At 37.7% G+C, this 18,096-nt stretch carries 15 protein-coding genes; 9 read left to right on the top strand and 6 right to left on the bottom strand.

Going from position 1 to position 18,096, the window contains the following annotated elements:
- Positions 1-257: 257 nt before the first annotated feature.
- Both DHW03_RS05350 and DHW03_RS05345 read right to left on the bottom strand, forming a co-directional pair.
- Positions 258-911: a uridine kinase family protein gene (locus DHW03_RS05350; protein ID WP_109924675.1), complete on the bottom strand. Its 654-nt coding sequence runs from the start codon at positions 909-911 to the stop codon at positions 258-260.
- Positions 908-2,422, bottom strand: coding sequence for a LysM peptidoglycan-binding domain-containing protein (locus DHW03_RS05345; RefSeq protein WP_109924674.1), 1,515 nt, complete (start codon positions 2,420-2,422; stop codon positions 908-910). The genes DHW03_RS05350 and DHW03_RS05345 overlap by 4 nt, the downstream gene beginning before the upstream one ends.
- Positions 2,423-2,697: 275 nt before the next feature.
- Between DHW03_RS05345 and DHW03_RS05340 the strand changes: the two genes are divergently transcribed.
- From DHW03_RS05340 to DHW03_RS05330, 3 genes are all read left to right on the top strand, one after another.
- Positions 2,698-3,177 carry a Dps family protein gene (locus DHW03_RS05340; protein ID WP_109924673.1) on the top strand — a complete coding sequence of 160 codons (480 nt, stop codon included), beginning with the start codon at positions 2,698-2,700 and terminating at the stop codon, positions 3,175-3,177.
- A gap of 101 nt (positions 3,178-3,278) precedes the next feature.
- Positions 3,279-5,114, top strand: coding sequence for a UbiD family decarboxylase (locus tag DHW03_RS05335; protein WP_109924672.1), 1,836 nt, complete (start codon positions 3,279-3,281; stop codon positions 5,112-5,114).
- 48 nt (positions 5,115-5,162) lie between these two features.
- The gene (locus DHW03_RS05330; protein ID WP_109924671.1) at positions 5,163-7,592 is read left to right on the top strand and encodes a hypothetical protein; all 2,430 of its coding nucleotides are present in this window, start codon (positions 5,163-5,165) and stop codon (positions 7,590-7,592) included.
- A 148-nt stretch (positions 7,593-7,740) separates the two neighbouring features.
- Here DHW03_RS05330 and DHW03_RS05325 read toward each other — a convergent pair whose 3' ends face one another.
- Together DHW03_RS05325 and DHW03_RS05320 are read right to left on the bottom strand one after the other, a co-directional pair.
- Positions 7,741-9,246 (bottom strand): OmpP1/FadL family transporter, encoded by a 1,506-nt coding sequence (locus tag DHW03_RS05325; RefSeq protein WP_109924670.1) that lies wholly within the window; start codon positions 9,244-9,246, stop codon positions 7,741-7,743.
- Positions 9,247-9,273: 27 nt separating this feature from the next.
- A complete protein-coding gene (locus DHW03_RS05320) occupies positions 9,274-10,185 on the bottom strand; it encodes a hypothetical protein (protein ID WP_109924669.1) in 912 nt (303 codons plus the stop codon).
- Positions 10,186-10,381: 196 nt separating this feature from the next.
- Here DHW03_RS05320 and proS point away from each other — a divergent pair, with 196 nt between their 5' ends.
- From proS to DHW03_RS05295, 5 genes are all read left to right on the top strand, one after another.
- Positions 10,382-11,854, top strand: coding sequence for a proline--tRNA ligase (gene proS / locus DHW03_RS05315; RefSeq protein ID WP_109924668.1), 1,473 nt, complete (start codon positions 10,382-10,384; stop codon positions 11,852-11,854).
- Between the two features lie 96 nt (positions 11,855-11,950).
- Positions 11,951-13,090, top strand: coding sequence for a cystathionine gamma-synthase (locus tag DHW03_RS05310; protein WP_109924667.1), 1,140 nt, complete (start codon positions 11,951-11,953; stop codon positions 13,088-13,090).
- An 84-nt stretch (positions 13,091-13,174) separates the two neighbouring features.
- Entirely contained in the window at positions 13,175-14,026 is an 852-nt protein-coding gene (locus tag DHW03_RS05305; RefSeq protein WP_109924666.1) for a TIGR02757 family protein, read from the top strand.
- A gap of 119 nt (positions 14,027-14,145) precedes the next feature.
- Complete coding sequence (locus DHW03_RS05300) at positions 14,146-14,760, top strand: Crp/Fnr family transcriptional regulator (RefSeq protein ID WP_109924665.1); 615 nt, start codon at positions 14,146-14,148, stop codon at positions 14,758-14,760.
- Positions 14,761-15,318: 558 nt separating this feature from the next.
- Positions 15,319-15,966 (top strand): response regulator, encoded by a 648-nt coding sequence (locus tag DHW03_RS05295; RefSeq protein WP_109924664.1) that lies wholly within the window; start codon positions 15,319-15,321, stop codon positions 15,964-15,966.
- Positions 15,967-16,308: 342 nt separating this feature from the next.
- On the opposite strand, the gene DHW03_RS05290 is transcribed toward DHW03_RS05295, so the two are convergent.
- The gene (locus DHW03_RS05290; protein ID WP_109924663.1) at positions 16,309-16,503 is read right to left on the bottom strand and encodes a hypothetical protein; all 195 of its coding nucleotides are present in this window, start codon (positions 16,501-16,503) and stop codon (positions 16,309-16,311) included.
- Between the two features lie 274 nt (positions 16,504-16,777).
- Here DHW03_RS05290 and DHW03_RS05285 point away from each other — a divergent pair, with 274 nt between their 5' ends.
- The gene (locus DHW03_RS05285; RefSeq protein WP_109925019.1) at positions 16,778-17,287 is read left to right on the top strand and encodes a YdeI/OmpD-associated family protein; all 510 of its coding nucleotides are present in this window, start codon (positions 16,778-16,780) and stop codon (positions 17,285-17,287) included.
- Between the two features lie 55 nt (positions 17,288-17,342).
- On the opposite strand, the gene DHW03_RS05280 is transcribed toward DHW03_RS05285, so the two are convergent.
- Positions 17,343-18,077, bottom strand: coding sequence for a polyprenol monophosphomannose synthase (locus tag DHW03_RS05280; RefSeq protein WP_109924662.1), 735 nt, complete (start codon positions 18,075-18,077; stop codon positions 17,343-17,345).
- Positions 18,078-18,096: the final 19 nt, after the last annotated feature.

The raw sequence follows: 18,096 nt of genomic DNA, 5'->3' as shown, positions 1-18,096 counted from the left end.
GTTTGGAATATTAGCGAACAACCTGAAAAAAATTTCGGGTGATGAAGCCTATAATCAAGCCCTAAAATTGGTCTTTCATGCGGAATTTAGTTCAATGTTGTAATGGATGCTTTAAATCGAAGCCACGTTGAATTAAACTCATTTTCAGCCTAATACAAAAGCACACAACTTAATACCCAGCTGTTAAGGGCATTTATTTGTGTGCTTTCATTGTTAAAAGGGAATAAGGGTTGAGCCCCTTATCATTCACCTCGTTCTTATGACTCTAATCCGGTAAGAATGCTGTTTCTTAAATCAACTGATATTTGTTCTGTAATGGAGATAAGCTCGTCGGGTTCATTGGTATTGTTCATTATTACCTTGTCACAGCTTTCTCTGTAGGGTAAAAGATATTCCTTATAAGCGGGCAACACATGGTTATGCCATTTGTAAAGTACATCTTCTTCTGGATAGCCGCGCTCCAAGCCATCGCGTTTAATGCGTCTATCCAACGCAACTTGTTCATCAGCATCTACAAAAATTTGATGGTCTAGCAATTCTGCAATTTCTTTGAAGTGAAGGATAAACAGGCCTTCAACAATAATGATGGGCGCAGATTTGATCTCCAAAATTTTAACCACAGCTAGTGGATTATTGAAATTATATTCCTTTTTGTAAACCACTTCACCACTCAAAAGCTGTTTAATATCTCTTAAAAACTGATCGCTATCAATTGTTGAAGGCAAATCAAAATTGTAGAGTTTATTTTCTTCCTGTGTCATTTCTCCTGCTGGGATGTAATAATCATCCTGAGAAACTAGGGTTACTTCATCTTGCTTAAAGTGGTGTAGAAAGCAGTTCAGAAAAAATGTTTTGCCCGATCCGCTTCCGCCGGCAATACCAATTATAAATGGCTTTTTATTTAAACTCATTGGGCACTATACGTTAAATTGCAAAAAAATCTTTTGTCTAGAGCACCTAATGAATCGGCTACGGCTTTAGTCATCACAATTATAACATCTTTTGTAGATTCGTTCTCTGTAAATTTACCAACAACTTTTGCAAAGGTTGTGCGGTTTGTCATGGGGTTGGTAATTTTTATCACTCTTCCAATCGGAGCCGTTCTGTGCAATACCAACATTTTTGAGGCATCAAGATCCTGATCCTGAATCCAAACTGCTGTTCCTTTTTCTTCAATTTGGCTTAAACCATATACACTTGGATCACGACGAAGCTTTGGATCTTTCACCATTGTGCTATCAGGATTTCCTTCTTGGTCTTCCTTTGAGGCCTCGTTAACCGATTTCGGTTGTGGTGGTTTCGGGATGATTAACTTTTGGCCATTCGTTAGGATATTATCCTTCATCTTATTGGCAACCCTAATTTGGTAAGCAGTTAGATTGTATTTTTTTGCGATACTGAAAATGTTATCTCCATCTACTACTGTATAAATAAAACTTTCTTCTTTATTCGCAGGGATTTCTTTAATGGCTTCAGCCGGTTTTTCAACTTGTTTAGGTACTTCTACCACAATATCCGAAGGGATTTTCAACACTTGCCCTGTAGATAAGGTGTTGTCATCTAAATTGTTCAACTTTCTGATTTGGTAGGCGGTTATGCCATACTGTTTCGCAATTGAAAAAATACTTTCGCCTTTCAGAACGGTATGTGTACCAGCTGCATCTTTAGATGGATTGGCTTGAATAGATTGTTCCGGCGCTGCGCTTACAACAGTACCATCTTCAACATTTTTGGTTGCAGGAATTTTTAACTTTTGCCCGATGCGGAGGTTGTTGCCAGAAAGATTATTTGCTTTTTTAATTTCTTCAACTGTTGTGCCGTACTTTTCTGCAATTTTCCCTAAAAACTCTTTCGGCTGAACGGAGTGCTCAATCATGGTTTGGCTACCATTTTCAACTGGCGCTGAGCTTGTTTCTTGAAGTTTCGTTGCAGGGGTTTCTACACGTTCTGGTGTTTGTGCAGAAGTGTTTTTGGCGGGGATTTTTAATACCTGGCCAATGCTCAAATTGCTACTGGTTAGATTATTTAAAGCTTTAATCGCATTTACGGTTGTTCCGTATTTTTCGGCCAGCATGTTAAGGTTGTCTTTTGCCTTAACTGTATGTTCGATTATATCATTGGTGTTTGCGGCGCTTGGGAGTGCATTGCTCATCCCCGTTGAAGTGAATGGGATATTTGTGGGAACCTTAATGATTACACCTACTTTAAGGTATTTGTTATCATTAAAAGCCATAATATCTTTAGGGGAGACATTGTATCTTCTGGCTATGGAATAGTAAGTGTCTTTTGCTACGGCCTGATGAACGATAAGTTTCTTGCCATTATTGTTTTCGACACCGATGGAGTCTGTTACTGCGACTGACTTGGCTTTGGCTACATTTAAAGCAAGTATAAGTACAGCAGTTATGTATATTTTGTGCATTTATTTTTTATGTAAATTTTCTAGTCAAAGGGAGCAATTATACGAATAATAATATTAAACGGGTAGTAGTTTGTTGTTGGCATACGAGTAAAAATCAGATTACTTTTTTGCCGCAAAACGCGTATTCGCTTTATAAACAAACACTTGCAATATTACCTTTTCTTACAATTACGATTAATAAACGAACATATAAATCAGGTATTGTTCAAAATGCAATTCGGCAGCAAACTTTTCTCTAATTGATTTGTTACGTAGGCAATAAAAACAAAAATAAAATGGACGCTAAAGAAATAAGTTTAAACGAAAAAGAAGTTAAACCAGTTGTAGATCTTTTAAATGATTATCTGGCAAACTACCATATTCATTACCAAAAGTTAAGAGGCTGTCACTGGAACATCAAAGGGCAAAATTTCTTCACCTTACATGTTAAGTTTGAAGAGTTATATACCAATGCACAACTTACTATTGATGAAATTGCTGAGCGTGTTTTAACCTTAGGTAAACCACCACATAGCCGTTTTGCAGATTACATTAAAGAATCTAAAATCAAAGAAATTGATACCATCGGAATGGTTGATTTGGATATGGTTGATGCAATTCTGGAGGATATGGCAACCTTAATCGAACTTGAAAGAGAACTTTTAGAGGCAACTGACCAAGCTGGTGATGACGGATCGAATGACATGGTTAACCGTTTTATGCAGTTTAAAGAGAAAAATACCTGGATGTTGCGCTCTTTTGCAGGTAAAAAATAAATTTCAGAACTTCTCGGCCACAGATTGACAGATTAATCTAATAATCCATCGATCTGTGGCTTTTTTGTTTTAAAGAACTGCTATTTATTTATCTTTGATTCATGGCATATAGAAGTTTAGCAGAGTGTGTAAAAGACCTTGAAAAACACGGTCATTTAATTAGAATCAAAGAAGAAGTAGATCCACATCTAGAAATGGCAGCCATCCATTTAAGGGTTTACGAGAATAAGGGTCCAGCCATATTATTTGAAAAAGTTAAGGGTAGTCCGTTTCCTGCGCTATCTAATCTTTTCGGAACTTTAGATCGATCGAAATTCATTTTTAGAGATACCCTGCCAAAGGTGCAACAATTGGTTTCGCTAAGAAACGATCCGATGAAAGCACTAAAAAATCCATTCAAATATGCAGGTTCTGCTATGTCTGCCTTATCTGCATTGCCTCTAAAAACGCCATCAGCGAAACGTAACTTCCAAAAAACAAGCATTAGCGCCTTACCCCAAATTATTAATTGGCCAATGGATGGCGGGCCATTTGTAACCATGCCTCAAGTTTATACTGAGGATGTAGAAAAGCCAGGTATTTTAAATGCGAACTTAGGGATGTACCGCATTCAGTTGGGTGGAAACGATTACATTCAAGATAAAGAAATTGGTCTTCATTATCAAATACATAGGGGAATTGGTGTTCATCAATCCAAAGCAAATGCACGGGGCTTACCGCTTAAGGTGAGTATTTTTGTAGGTGGCCCGCCCTCGCATCCATTGGCTGCGGTGATGCCCTTACCTGAAGGCTTATCTGAAATGACTTTTGCAGGCGCACTCGGAGATCGGAGGTTCAGATATTTTTATGATGAGGAAGGCTTCTGCATTTCTGCGGATGCCGATTTCATCATTACGGGAACTGTACAGCCGAATGAAAATAAACCAGAAGGACCATTTGGCGATCACTTGGGTTATTACAGTTTAACGCACCCTTTCCCTTTAATGAAAGTACATAATGTGTATCATAAAAAGGATGCCATTTGGTCTTTTACAGTGGTTGGTAGGCCTCCGCAGGAAGATACCAGTTTTGGTGCCTTAATACACGAAATAACCGGAAGCGCGATTCCGCAGGAAATTCATGGCTTAAAAGAGGTGCATGCTGTGGATGCAGCTGGTGTACACCCGCTTCTGTTTGCTATTGGGAGCGAGCGCTATACGCCTTATTTAAAGGATAGGAAACCGCAAGAAATTTTAACTATTGCCAATCACATTCTGGGGAAAAATCAATTGAGCCTTGCAAAATATGTCTTTATTGCGGCCAGGGAAGATGACGAAAACTTAAGTACCCATCACATCGAATCCTTTCTCAGTCACATTTTGGAAAGAATTGACTTAACAACAGATTTGCATTTTTACACCAATACCACCATTGATACTTTAGATTATAGTGGTGATGGCTTAAACAGTGGATCGAAAGTTGTATTCGCAGCTGCAGGAAGTAAAAAGCGAACGTTGTGGGATACTGTTCCTCATGATTTAAACCTACCAACAGAATTTAGCCGTCCTAACATTGCCATGCCTGGGGTTTTGGTTTTGAAAGCAGATGCTTATGTGAATGCTGAAAAAACTGCTGCCGAAATTGCTTTGCTTAACATGGCACTAATGGGCACCAATTTGGAAGGTTTGCCGCTTATTGTATTGGCCGATGACGCTGATTTTGTAGCAAAAACCATTGATAATTTGGTATGGGTAACCTTTACAAGGAGTAACCCTGCGGCCGATATTTATGGCATCAACGATTTTATCGTAAACAAACATTGGGGTTGTAAAGGTTCTTTAATTATTGACGCTAGAAGAAAACCACACCATGCACCTGAGTTAATTAAGGATGTTGAAACGGAAAAATTGGTAGATCGCATGGCGCAGCAGGGTGGAGCGTTGCAAGGGATAATTTAATTTGAATATTTCAAATAATATTTGGATTTTTAGAAACATCCCCTTGAAATGCAAAAAAAAAATCCTAAAGTTATTTTTCTTATCGTGCTGTTGATTTGTTCTTCCGCTAAGCTGAACGCACAGATTAAGGCAATAGATAGTCTTGCAAATCAATTGGGTACTTATGCACTTAAAAATAAAACAGCTGAACTTTTTATCCATTTTGATAAGAATATTTACACCAATAATGACCGAGTTTGGTTTACTGGTTACCTGCTCAAAACGGCAACGGATTTAGAACGATACACCACCTTATATTTGTCGTTAATTAGCAATCAAGATAGTAGCGTAATCTTGCATAAAAAGTTCTTGATTGAAAAGGGTTTTGTTTTTGGAAACATGATTTTGCCAGATTCCATTTTTAGTGGAAATTATAGGTTTGTTGCCAGTACCAATGTTAAATTTAAGAGTAAGCCAGACGTTGAATTTATTCAGCAAGTAAGCATAAAATCTACAATCATCGATCCGATGGTCCCGAACCTATCGTTGTTTAATCGCAATAGCGATCAAACGGGAAATGGTACCGTTCTCCTAAAAGTATTATCGAGCGATAATCGTTTTGTTTCTGATGCAGATGTGAGCTACACAATTGGTAGAAATAATAACATTATAAAAACAGGTAAGGCCAAAACCAGTATTATTGGTGAGCTGATGATTGATTATCCAGTTGACAAAATTCATGCAGAGAATAATGAAGTTTCAGCAGTAATCAAGAAGAAAAACGAGTTTAGGCAAATCAAATTTACAATTCCAATTGAGAATTTTCAACCTTACCGCGTAAATTTCTATCCCGAAGGCGGTTATCTGATTGAGGGCATCAAAAATAAAATTGGTTTAGAGATTAAAAACGTTGAGGGCATTCCCATTCAGGCTTCCGCAGTTTTGTGCGTCAACGACCGAATCTTAGACACCTTAAACACCAACTCTACCGGTTTGGGAAGCTTTTCGATGATTCCTGCTCAAGGCTCAAAATACACGATCAAATTGCTAAAAAACAGTGAGTTAGTTGGAAATTATCAGCTGCCAAAACCTTTAAGTAAGGGAACAAATGTTAAATTAACTCGTGCCTTAGCCACAAATGAATTGCGATTTATTGCAGAGAGCAATTTTAAAAATAAGGTCCATGTTGTGGTTCACGATTTCCAAAACATCTTTCTATTCTCGGATTTAAATTTAGACCCGAAAATACCCACAAGAGTAATTTTAAAATTAGAATCGGTGCCAAAAGGCCTAAATGCCATCACTATTTTAGACAGTCTTTATAACCCAATTGCAGAACGAATTTTCTTTGCACATTACGATGAAATAAGTCGCTTTCAAATTAATTTGGACAAGGAAAGCTACTCCACTAGAGATTCTATCAATCTAAACTTAAAAATTCTTGGAAAAGATGATACAGCATTCAATGGGCTGGTTTCAATTGCGCTTGTACAGAAAAATAGATTAGCCTTGGTTAATAAAAAGAATATTGTTGATTACGCCTATTTGGAAAATGAGTTGAATCCTTTACCACAGAATTTGCTGGGTGTAAAATATGATGATGAAAAATACTTAGAAGATATCTTATTAATTAAAGGGTGGCGCAAATTCAAATGGCCCGAAGAAAAAGAGTCGTTATCCAATGAGGAAAAAGAGGTGTCTGAATATGAGTATGTTGGAAAGATCACCAGAAATAAAAAGCCTCTAAGTAAAGTGGTTTCAGTTCAAACTTTTGCTGGCTATAACATCAATTCGTTTAATACAGACAGTACTGGCAGATTCTTGTTGCCTACTCAGGCGCTTTTAGCGGAAGATAATACCAAGGTTTGGCTTACACTTTCCGATCAAAAATATGCCGGTTATACCATTAAACTGACAGATCCATCTGATGAAATAAAATCCATTCAAAAGAATATTCGTTTTCAGCAAAACACGCTTGATGTAAATGTTATTCCCAAATTTTCCGAACAAATTACTTCTGTAGCTGGAATAAAGTTGAATGAAGTAAACATTAAAAAAACAAAAGATACGCAGTTTGGATTTAACAATGCCGTGCTGGGCGTAAACAGCTGTGGAGATTATGTATGTGTTGCTAACATTCTAAATTGCCAAAATCATATGGTTGGAACCATGCCTGTAAAGGGTAAAAGCTACTATTCAAATGGTAGGATGATTGTTTATGCGGGTTGTAGCGAAAATGAAGATAAACCCAATTTTGTTTTTCTAAATAAGATTAATGTTGCCAAGGAATTTTATATGGCAGATTTAACAAATAAAAATGAGCCGATAAACTTTCCAACGCTCTACTGGAACTATCAATTTCAGATAAACAAAGCAGGGCAAAATTCCTTGAAGTTTACCACGGGAGATTTAATTGGTGATTTTGATTTGATTATTCAAGGGATTTCTGAAAATGGAGTAGTGTATGGCGAAAAGACAATCCAAATCAATAAGCCTTAAAAGGGCATATCGAAACAATTTTTTCAATAGCAAATCTTTCAATAATAGTTTGATTTCAAACGATGCCTTTGGGTAATTTAAAATGCCATCAAACAAAAAAAGGTTTTGAGTTAATGCCTCAAAACCTTTTTTTATGATTTGCTTAAACTTAGAATCTTACTCCGAAAGTTAAGAATACATTGTTTCTGGTGGTTTTAACATCAGCCAATGGTTCAGAATAATCGTTTAATTCATATGGACTAGAATTGAAATTGGTCTGTAAGTTTTGATAGGTTACATCAACATAGTAATTGTCAATGCGATAGCCTATACCGCCTGAATAATATTTCTGTTCGTAAAATTTATCTGCGCCATCTTTAATTCCACTTCCATTTACGCCGTAACCGCCCCTTAAGCTTAATTCGTTGCTCACTTTGATTTCTGCACCGAAACGGTAATTAATTGCTTCTTTGTAAGAATTTTTAATGAAGGCATTATTGCTATTAATGGTTGTTAAATCTGAGCCCTGATCTGCGGAGAATCTCATTGTTGAGTAATCTATATAATCAATATCAGCCGAAATTAAAGCTCTACCAGCAATAATGTAGCTCGCACCAGCAGATGCCTTTAATGGTGTACGTAAGTTATAGGTGAATGTATAGTTCTGACCTGGATTGTTGGAATTGTAACCAGTCAACTGGCTATTCACACTCTCATTAGTATTATCTTGAACATTCATCCAAGTAGGTGATTGGAAATTAACGCCTATACGAAAATCGTTAGTCGGTTTAAAGATCATACCCACTTTTAGATTAATACCACCACCTTTCGTCTCTTGATTTCTCACATAGTTTAAAAGGTAGTTTTCATTTCCTTCATACAAATTGGTGTTTTCGTTAAAGGAATTCAAAGTACCCGATTCTGTATAAGTTGCATCGCTAATGTACCTCACATTTACGAAGCTTACTGCAGCACCTAAGTAAAACTTATTTGAGAAGTTTAGAGCTCCGGCAACATTAAATTCTGACGTTGAACCCAAGCGAGATTCGTTCCAGTTTTGATTAAAGCTTGTGCCTGTATAAGGCTCGGCCGAAAACGAATTAGGATAATTGGTGGCATTGCGATTGATTAAATAGCTATTATAGGCATCACCCGCTAAGGTATTATCAATTCCGAAAGCATTTGCCTGCTCCGCTAGGGCATCGCGGAAAGAGCTGTTAGCATTCGTACCGCTATATTGAAATTGATTAAAGAAATCATTATTTCTATTGTAACCAACACCCAATACTGCACTTACAACACCTTGCTCAGTGTTAGAGCCTTTAGCTTTATAAGTCGGCGTATAAAAAACCACACCTAAATTATTTAAATTCAGTTGCCCTTTAGAATCTTTAGTGGTATTGCCTAAAAAAGCATTTTGAGTGCTTACGCCATTATATTCTGGTGTAATGCTGAATTCCGATTTGGTAAATAAACCCAAACCAGCTGGATTTGCACCTATAGAACCCATATCTCCACCTACACCAATTTGTGCGCCACCCATGGCTTTAAATCTTGCAGTGCTTCCATAACTACTTTGAGAGAAACGATAAGCATCAGGCGCGTAACTCTGCGCATATAGTGTCCCGGTAGCGGCTACTGTAACCGCTATACAGGTTAAAATTATTCTTTTCATCTTATGTTTAATTGTGTGTCGCTGATACTATCCTCTTCCTGCTCTACCTGGTCTGGCACCACCGCCGCCACCAGAACTTCCTCCGCCGCCATTAGATCCACCGTTTGATGGAGGTGGCGAATAACTTGGAGCTGGTCTTTCCTCACGAGAAGGTCTGCTCATTTGAGGTTGTGGCCTACTTGGTTGATTATTCGGTTGAACGTTTCTAGAAGGACGTCCGTTTGGATTGCTAGAGCTAATTGCTCCGTTATTGCCTCCAACAGTTGATGATCTTCCTGGTCTTCCATAATTCGGACTAAAAGTATTTGATCCTCTAGGTATACCAGTATCATTGCTTCCTGGTCTAGCTCTATAAGTTCTGTTGGTTGCTACACCACCACCGTAGAAGCCGCCGCCGCCGTAATATCCGCCACCGCCATAATAACCTCCGCCCCAACCGAAACGGTCATAGTAGGAGTTAAGCCCCCAAGAATTCCAGCCATAGAAAGGGCTATTCCACCCATAACCGAAGTTACCGTAGTAAAAAGGATTGTTCCAGATGCTGCCATAATAGCCACCGCCCCAGTTCAAGCCATAACCATTGTTCCAGCCTAAGCCGTAACCTAAATAATTGTTATTGTAGTAATAATTGTCGAAATATGGGTCGTAATAACCTCTCCATGAGTAGCCATTATAAAAACGGTTAATTCTGGAAGAATAATCCATGTCGTAATACGGATTACTTGTGCCATAATATTCATCATATTCGGCTTGATTTTGGCCTTGACCTTGGGCTTGCTGTGTTTGCACAGGCGCCATATATTCTACCTCCTTGGCTTTTGCAACGCTGTTATAAACATCGTCGTTAACAGTTTTTTGAGCCAATTTCGGTGTTGAGCATGATGCAACCAACCCAGCGGCCGCAATCATAACAATGGGTAAAAATTTAATTGGTTTCATTGTGTTTATATTTAGTTGTGTGTGTCAACAAGTTGAAGATGATTACAAATTTATTTGCCTTTAACGAGATTCTCGGTCAGATTATTGTTTTAAAAACATTGACATCGATTCTTAATCGTTTTGTAGGCATAAATTTATAAATTTGTGGCTCAATTTCACATTATTTAACACACAAATTACGTTCCAAATACATAATATGAGCAAAGAAATTACAAGTAGAGAAGCAGATTATTCCCAATGGTATAACGATATTGTACTGAAGGCAGACTTGGCAGAGCACTCGGCCGTGCGTGGATGTATGGTTATTAAGCCTAATGGCTATGCTATCTGGGAAAAAATGCAAGCGGTTTTAGATAAAATGTTTAAAGACACAGGGCACCAAAATGCATATTTTCCATTATTCATTCCTAAGTCATTTTTTTCTAAAGAAGCATCTCACGTAGAAGGCTTTGCCACTGAGTGTGCAGTTGTAACACATTACCGATTAAAAAATGACGGAAATGGCAACATCGTTGTTGATGAAACAGCCAAATTGGAAGAAGAATTAATTGTTCGCCCAACCTCAGAAACCATCATTTGGAATACCTACAGAGGTTGGATTCAATCTTATCGCGATTTGCCAATTTTAATTAACCAATGGGCTAATGTGGTGCGTTGGGAAATGCGTACGCGGTTATTTTTACGCACGGCAGAATTCTTGTGGCAGGAGGGACATACCGCTCATGCAACCGCTCAGGAAGCCATTGAAGAAACTGAACGTATGCTTCATATTTATGCCGATTTTGCTGAAAACTGGTTGGCAGTTCCTGTAATTAGAGGCCGAAAATCTCCCAACGAGCGATTCGCTGGTGCCTTAGATACTTATTGCATTGAAGCGCTCATGCAAGATGGAAAAGCCTTACAAGCTGGAACATCACATTTCTTGGGGCAAAATTTCGCTAAAGCTTTTGATGTTAAATTTACCGGTAAAGATGGTAAGTTGGATTACGTTTGGGCTTCATCTTGGGGTGTTTCTACCCGATTGATGGGTGCATTAATTATGGCGCATAGCGATGATTCTGGATTAATCATTCCACCAAAACTGGCGCCAATTCAAGTGGTAATTGTGCCAATTTACAAAGGAGATGAAGACCTGGCGAAAATTACATCCTATGTTAATGAGTTAACAATGAGGTTGAAAGGTTTAGGCGTTTCGGTAAAATACGATGATCGTGATACGCAACGCCCAGGTTTTAAGTTTGCCGACTACGAATTGAAAGGTGTGCCAATCCGTATTGCTATTGGTGGACGCGATTTAGAAAATAAAACTGTTGAAATTGCCCGTAGAGATACTAAACTAAAGCAAACCATCCCACAGGAAGGCCTAGATATTTATATTGTTAAATTGCTGGAAGACATCCAAACGGCTATGTTTAACAAGGCATTGGCTTACAGGGATGAACACATTACCGAAGCCAATAGCTACGAAGAATTTAAGGCCTTGCTAGATGGTAAGGCAGGTTTTATTTCTGCCCATTGGGATGGTACATCAGAAACCGAGCAGAAGATTAAAGAAGAAACCAAAGCAACCATCCGTTGTATTCCACTAGATAACAAATTGGAAAATGGTGTTTGTATTTATTCAGGCAAACCATCAACGCAAAGGGTATTGTTTGCAAGAGCTTATTAAATGATCTGAGCACCGAGATATAGAATTGGAAGTTAAATCTTCTTTAAATTTTAAGTGCTCAAATCTCTTATCCCATATTTTAGATTTTAATTTATAATGAAATTCGCAACAAAGGCTATCCATGCAGGCCAAGAGCCTGACCCAACAACTGGGGCGGTAATGACACCAATATATCAAACCTCTACTTACTGGCAAAAATCTCCCGGAGATAACAAAGGCTATGAATATTCTAGAGGAACCAATCCAACCCGTAAAGCGTTGGAAGATTGCCTTGCGGCTTTAGAGAATGCCAAATACGGCTTGGCATTTTCGAGTGGAATGGGCGCAACAGATGCAGTTTTAAAGTTGCTGCAACCTGGCGACGAAGTGATTACTGGTAACGATTTATACGGAGGTTCTTATCGAATTTTCACCAAAATCTTTACTAAATATGGCATCAAATTCCATTTTCTTGATCTTTCTAAGCCTGAAAATATGTTGCCATACATCAATGACAAAACCAAGCTGGTTTGGATAGAAACGCCTACCAACCCAACCATGCAAATTATTGATATTGAGGGTATAGCAAAAATTACCAAAGAGAAAAATTTAATTTTAACCGTTGATAATACTTTCGCTTCGCCATACCTGCAAAACCCGATTGATTTAGGTGCCGATATTGTGATGCACTCGGTTACGAAATATATTGGCGGTCACTCTGACGTAGTAATGGGCGCTTTGGTAACCAATGATGAAAACCTTTACAAAGAACTTTGGTTTGTGTACAATGCCTGCGGTGCAACCCCTGGGCCACAAGATGCCTTTTTAGTTTTAAGAGGCATTAAAACCCTGCATTTAAGAATGAAGGCTCATTGTGAGAATGGCGAACGCATTGCCCGCTATTTAAAAACGCACCCAAAAGTGGATAAAATTTATTGGCCAGGTTTTGAAGATCATCCAAACCACGATATAGCAAAAAAACAAATGCGTGGTTTCGGTGGTATGATTTCGATAACGTTAAAGGGGGCGGATCTTCAAGAGACATTTAGAATTTCTTCCAACTTTAAAGTATTTACCCTGGCCGAGTCATTAGGCGGTGTAGAATCCTTAATTAACCACCCCGCAACCATGACGCACGGATCAATACCAAAAGAAGAACGTGAAAAAGTGGGGGTTACAGACAACTTATTGCGTTTAAGTGTTGGTGTTGAAGATATTGACGATTTATTAGAAGATTTAGAACGCGCCTTAAAATAAGTTCTTTTGATCTTTGAATCGAGTCATTCGATAAGTGAAAGCAATTGCTGATTTTCTTCGAATGACTTTTTAGTTTGTATATAAATGGATTTTTTAGAACTGCGTAATTTTCTCGATCAAAAGGTAGAACAATACAATCAACCTAATTTTATTGCAAATGATCCGGTTTGTATTCCGCACTTGTTCGAAAGAAAACAGGATATAGAAATCTCTGGTTTTTTTGCTGCGATTTTGGCCTGGGGACAGCGGAAAACCATCATCAATAAGTGTAAAGCGTTATTGGAGCGGATGGATTTTGCACCATATGATTTTGTACTCAATCATGGCGATGGTGATTTAAAGTCGCTTTTAGGATTTAAGCACAGAACCTTCAACGATACAGATTTACTTTATTTCATTGCTTTTTTTAAACAGCACTACTCGCAGTTTAATAGTTTGGAAGATGCTTTTATTCCGCATTACAACATTTATCCATCTGCTTATCTGGAACTTGATAGGCTTGAACCCATAGTTGAAGCATCATTGGATGACTCTTCAAACGGTGCGTTAAATTTTACGATAGAGGCGGCTTTGAATCATTTTAGGACCTACTTCTTTTCGTTGGAGGATTTTCCACATCGAACCAAGAAGCACATTTCATCGCCAAGGCAAAAATCTACTTGTAAACGTTTAAATATGTTTCTGAGATGGATGGTCAGGAAGGATAAAATGGGTGTTGATTTTGGTATTTGGAATACCATTAAACCCGAAGATTTAATTTGCCCATGCGACGTTCACGTAGATCGGGTTGGGCGTTTGTTGGGCTTGATTCAAAGAAAGCAAACCGATTGGCAAACTGCTGTAGAATTAACCCAGCATTTGAAGGAATTTGATGCGCAAGACCCTGTAAAATACGACTTTGCACTTTTTGGCTTAGGTGTTGAAAAAATATTATAGATTGACATTTTATTGAGAAATGTCAAAAAAAAGTTCGATATATCAATCAATCTTCTTAATATTACAGTATTGTTTTGTTGAAACATAAAACATGCCTATCCTTATAATCGTATTGAACAATGATTGCAGTTAACCTCTCGGATGAAGATAGATGGAAGAGATACAACAATTTTTCACCGCTAATCTCTATCTTCAAAAAATTTCATCCACTAAATGATGAGATGGAGGAACGGATCAATCAATATACTTTTCCAGTTAGTTATAAAAAAAATAAATTCCTTGTTTCCCCAGTCGATCGGAATAAATACTTGTTCCTGATTGTAAAGGGGGTTGTTAGAGGTTTTGTGAAGGACGGCAAAGCCGAAATTACCACTTGGATTGCGAAAGAAAACGAAGTGGTTGGTACCATCCGCAACCTATGGCTAGTAGGAGATTCGGAAGAATATCTTCAGGCTTTGGAGGATGTGGAATTAATTGCTATCCCACATGTGTTATCCGATTACCTCTACGAGAATTTCCCCGAAGCTAACATCGTCGGCAGAAAGATGATGGAATTGTATTATCGATCTGCTGAAGAACGTGCTTTCTTGTGTCGGATTTCATCTGCTGAAAAAAGATATAAGAGATTTTTACTTTCCTTTCCCGATTTAATTAATCGAGTTTCCCTCAAACACATCGCTTCATTTTTAGCTGTCCGGCTGGAAACCTTAAGTAGGATTCGAGCAAAGATTTAATGATAGTAATCGATGTTCCAATCTTATCTTCGATTTAGGAGACTTGAGGCATTTTCTGACAGCATTTTCTAATTTTGATTCTTCAGCTAACACTGGGAAGTTACCTATTTTGGAGAATTTTGAATTATAGATGATGATTTGATATGCTTTACAATTTATGTTTTATTTCCTATGAGCTCAAATGACATACTATTTCCTCATGGCCGCAAAATACACTGAGTGCGTTGGTAAATGATTTTAAAAAAATTAATAACTAGCCATGATTACGACCTTTCTGTAGGGCCATTAAGCGGATAAAGTGGCGTAATTCGAGAGCGTTGTGTATCATTTTTGTTTACATAGGCTGGTATGATTGCAGGAACGGTGGGGGTGTTTTAAGTTAGCCTAAAGTAGATGTAATGTACTAAACTGTAGATTTTGAACCTGCATGGATAGATTTAGTGAGTAAATAGATAGACAAAAAAAATGGAATTGAATTGTATGATTAATTATATAAAAATCATAATTTTGGTAGAATAAAATATAATTTTATTAAATTGCACCATATATCAAATAAAAATGAAAGCAAAGAATGCCGGAAGTACATTTACAGTACTTATAGCTGATGATCATGAAATCATCCGTCGTGGACTAAAAAGTTTAATATCTGATTTTTGGGTAGGTGTAGAAATCATTCATGCATCAACTATGGAGCAGGCTTTGGTTGAGGTTCAAAAATCCCCGAACTTGATCATTATAGATGTTAATTTGCCGGGCGGAAATAATTTGAAAGTAATCGATCAAATTAAATCGGTTCAATCGAACGCTAAAATCCTTGTGTTTTCATCCCTGAACGAAAACATATACGCCGTACCATACTTGAAATCTGGGGCATCGGGTTACCTAACTAAAAATGCAGAAGAGTCTGAGATTGTAACGGCAATCACAACCATTTTAGCAGGAAGTCGCTATTCGAGTAGAAATGTGAAAGAAAACATGTTCAACAGCATTCTTGGTAACGATGGCGATAACCCTTTTACGAAACTATCTGGCAGAGAATTAGAGGTTGCTGAACTTTTAACCAAAGGCATTGGCGTCCTAGAAATTTCTAACCAGCTGAATTTACAAATGGGTACCGTAAGTACGTACAAACTCAGACTTTTCCAAAAACTTAAGATCAAAAGCATCATTGAGTTGGCAGAAAAAATGAGCATTTACGAAAAATAAAATAGAGGCTGTCTCATAAATCATTTTGCGCTTGTGCTTGCCAAGTAATATTCTGCAACAAATAGCTCATTGATTTTAAATGCAAATTTGCATGTGAATTTTGCATCGCTACTTTTGTGTCCTTTTGTATGTTTTGTGGTTCAAAATAAAATTTTGTCTGCCACATTTACTTTTGGTTATGATACAGCCTCTTCCAATAAAAGCCCTCGAAGCAAAAAGAAACAGGAGTCTCTTTAGTTTTGGCATATAAAATATCTTTCAGTGCCCCTGCATTGCTTGTTGTCTAGTACCTAATTTCTCCGTGCCTTCATTACCTCCGTGGTAACAACTTTTGCAGCGTACTTATTTTTTATCTTTCTTAGCCGTTCCTACGCCATTTTCGTCACCACCCTCGTTTGGTGTGCTTCCTGCTTTTCCAAACTTCTCTGAGGCACCCTCTCCATTTTGATCAAACGAAGCCTTCTCCTTAGATGTGCCGGATGTTTTCGTGTTTTTTTTCTCGTCTTTATCCAATTGGCTATCTTTTTCAGTTTTCATAATTCGTAGATTTTATAAAAATAGAACAGCCTTGAGCGCTAAAAGTTTCATTTGATTTCAATTGCTGTGCTCTTGATAATGATGGCTGAGGAGATTGTTCAAATCAAAAATCTAAAATTTCTCCCGCTCGCAATCGTATTGTATCATTAGGTGGCGATAGCTTTATTAAACAAAATTAAGTTTTGAAACCTATAAGAAACCTAAATTGCAAATAGAGCTAGGCTTCATTTTATTGTTAAATACAATTTTTAATCCCAATTTTCTATCTTTAAATATGATTCATTTTAAAGCTGAAATTGAGCGTTTTGACAACATGGGAGAGAAGACCGGGTGGAGCTATGTTTTTATCCCTGAAAATTTGGCAACTCAAATTAAAGCAAATTGCAGAGTGAGCTTTAGGGTAAAAGGGAAAATTGATCAGCTTGAAATTTCAGGAATGGCAACCATGCCGATGGGTGAGGGCGATTTTATTCTTGCGCTTAAAACAGCGCTGAGAAAAAAATTAAAGAAAGAAGCAGGCGCTCAAGTAGAACTGTTTTTAGAAGAAGATAAAGATTTTAAAGTAGAAATGCCTGAAGATTTGGAACTGTGCTTATTGGATGAGGCATACCTCATGGACAACTTTTTAAAGCAACCAAAGTCACATCAGAATTATTACATCAACTGGATCAATCAGGCAAAAACCGATACCACCAGAACCAAAAGATTAGCCATGACTGTTACGGCAATGCAAAAACAGCAAGATTTTGGAGCAATGATCAGGGAAAGTAAATCCAAAAATTAATGTTGCTCAAAATTAGCATTCGAAAAACGAAGATATTTTTAGTTTAGAAAGTGAATTAAACCGTTCGCTTATAATTTCTAAACCAACTGCTTACCTTCATTTGGATTACCCCCAAAAATGCTTCTCTAAATATACGAGTACTCATTTTTGACGTTCCTTCCGTTCGATCGGTAAAAATGATGGGTACTTCTACAACATTAAATCCAAATTTAATGGCGGTAAATTTCATTTCGATTTGAAAGGCATAGCCCACAAATTTTATTTTATCTAAGGGAATGGTTTGAAGCACAATCCTCCGATAGCATTTAAAGCCTGCGGTAGCATCTTGAATGTTAATTCTGGTAATCAGGCGCACGTACATGGAGGCAAAGTACGACATCAAAACCCTGCCCATAGGCCAGTTCACCACGTTTACGCCCTTAACATATCTCGACCCTATGGCTAGGTCAGCACCATTTACGCAAGCCTCACGTAGGCGAGACAAATCATCAGGATTATGAGAGAAATCCGCATCCATTTCGAAAATGTACTGGTATTCCCTTGCCTTCGCCCAGTTAAACCCATAAATATAGGCCGTTCCTAAACCCTGTTTGCCAGCACGTTCTTCAATAAATAAATGGCCAGAATACTCAGCCTGTAACGACTTTACAATATCAGCAGTGCCATCCGGCGATCCATCATCTATAATTAAAACATGAAAAGGTTGGGTCAAAGAAAATACCTTTCGGATTATCTTTTCGATATTTTCCTTTTCGTTATAAGTTGGAATAATGACTAAACTATCTGACACAATAAAGTATGTAAATTAA

Source organism: Pedobacter yonginensis, from assembly GCF_003173595.1.
Classification (GTDB): Bacteria; Bacteroidota; Bacteroidia; order Sphingobacteriales; family Sphingobacteriaceae; genus Pedobacter; species Pedobacter yonginense.
This window is presented reverse-complemented; position numbering and strand designations above follow the sequence as displayed.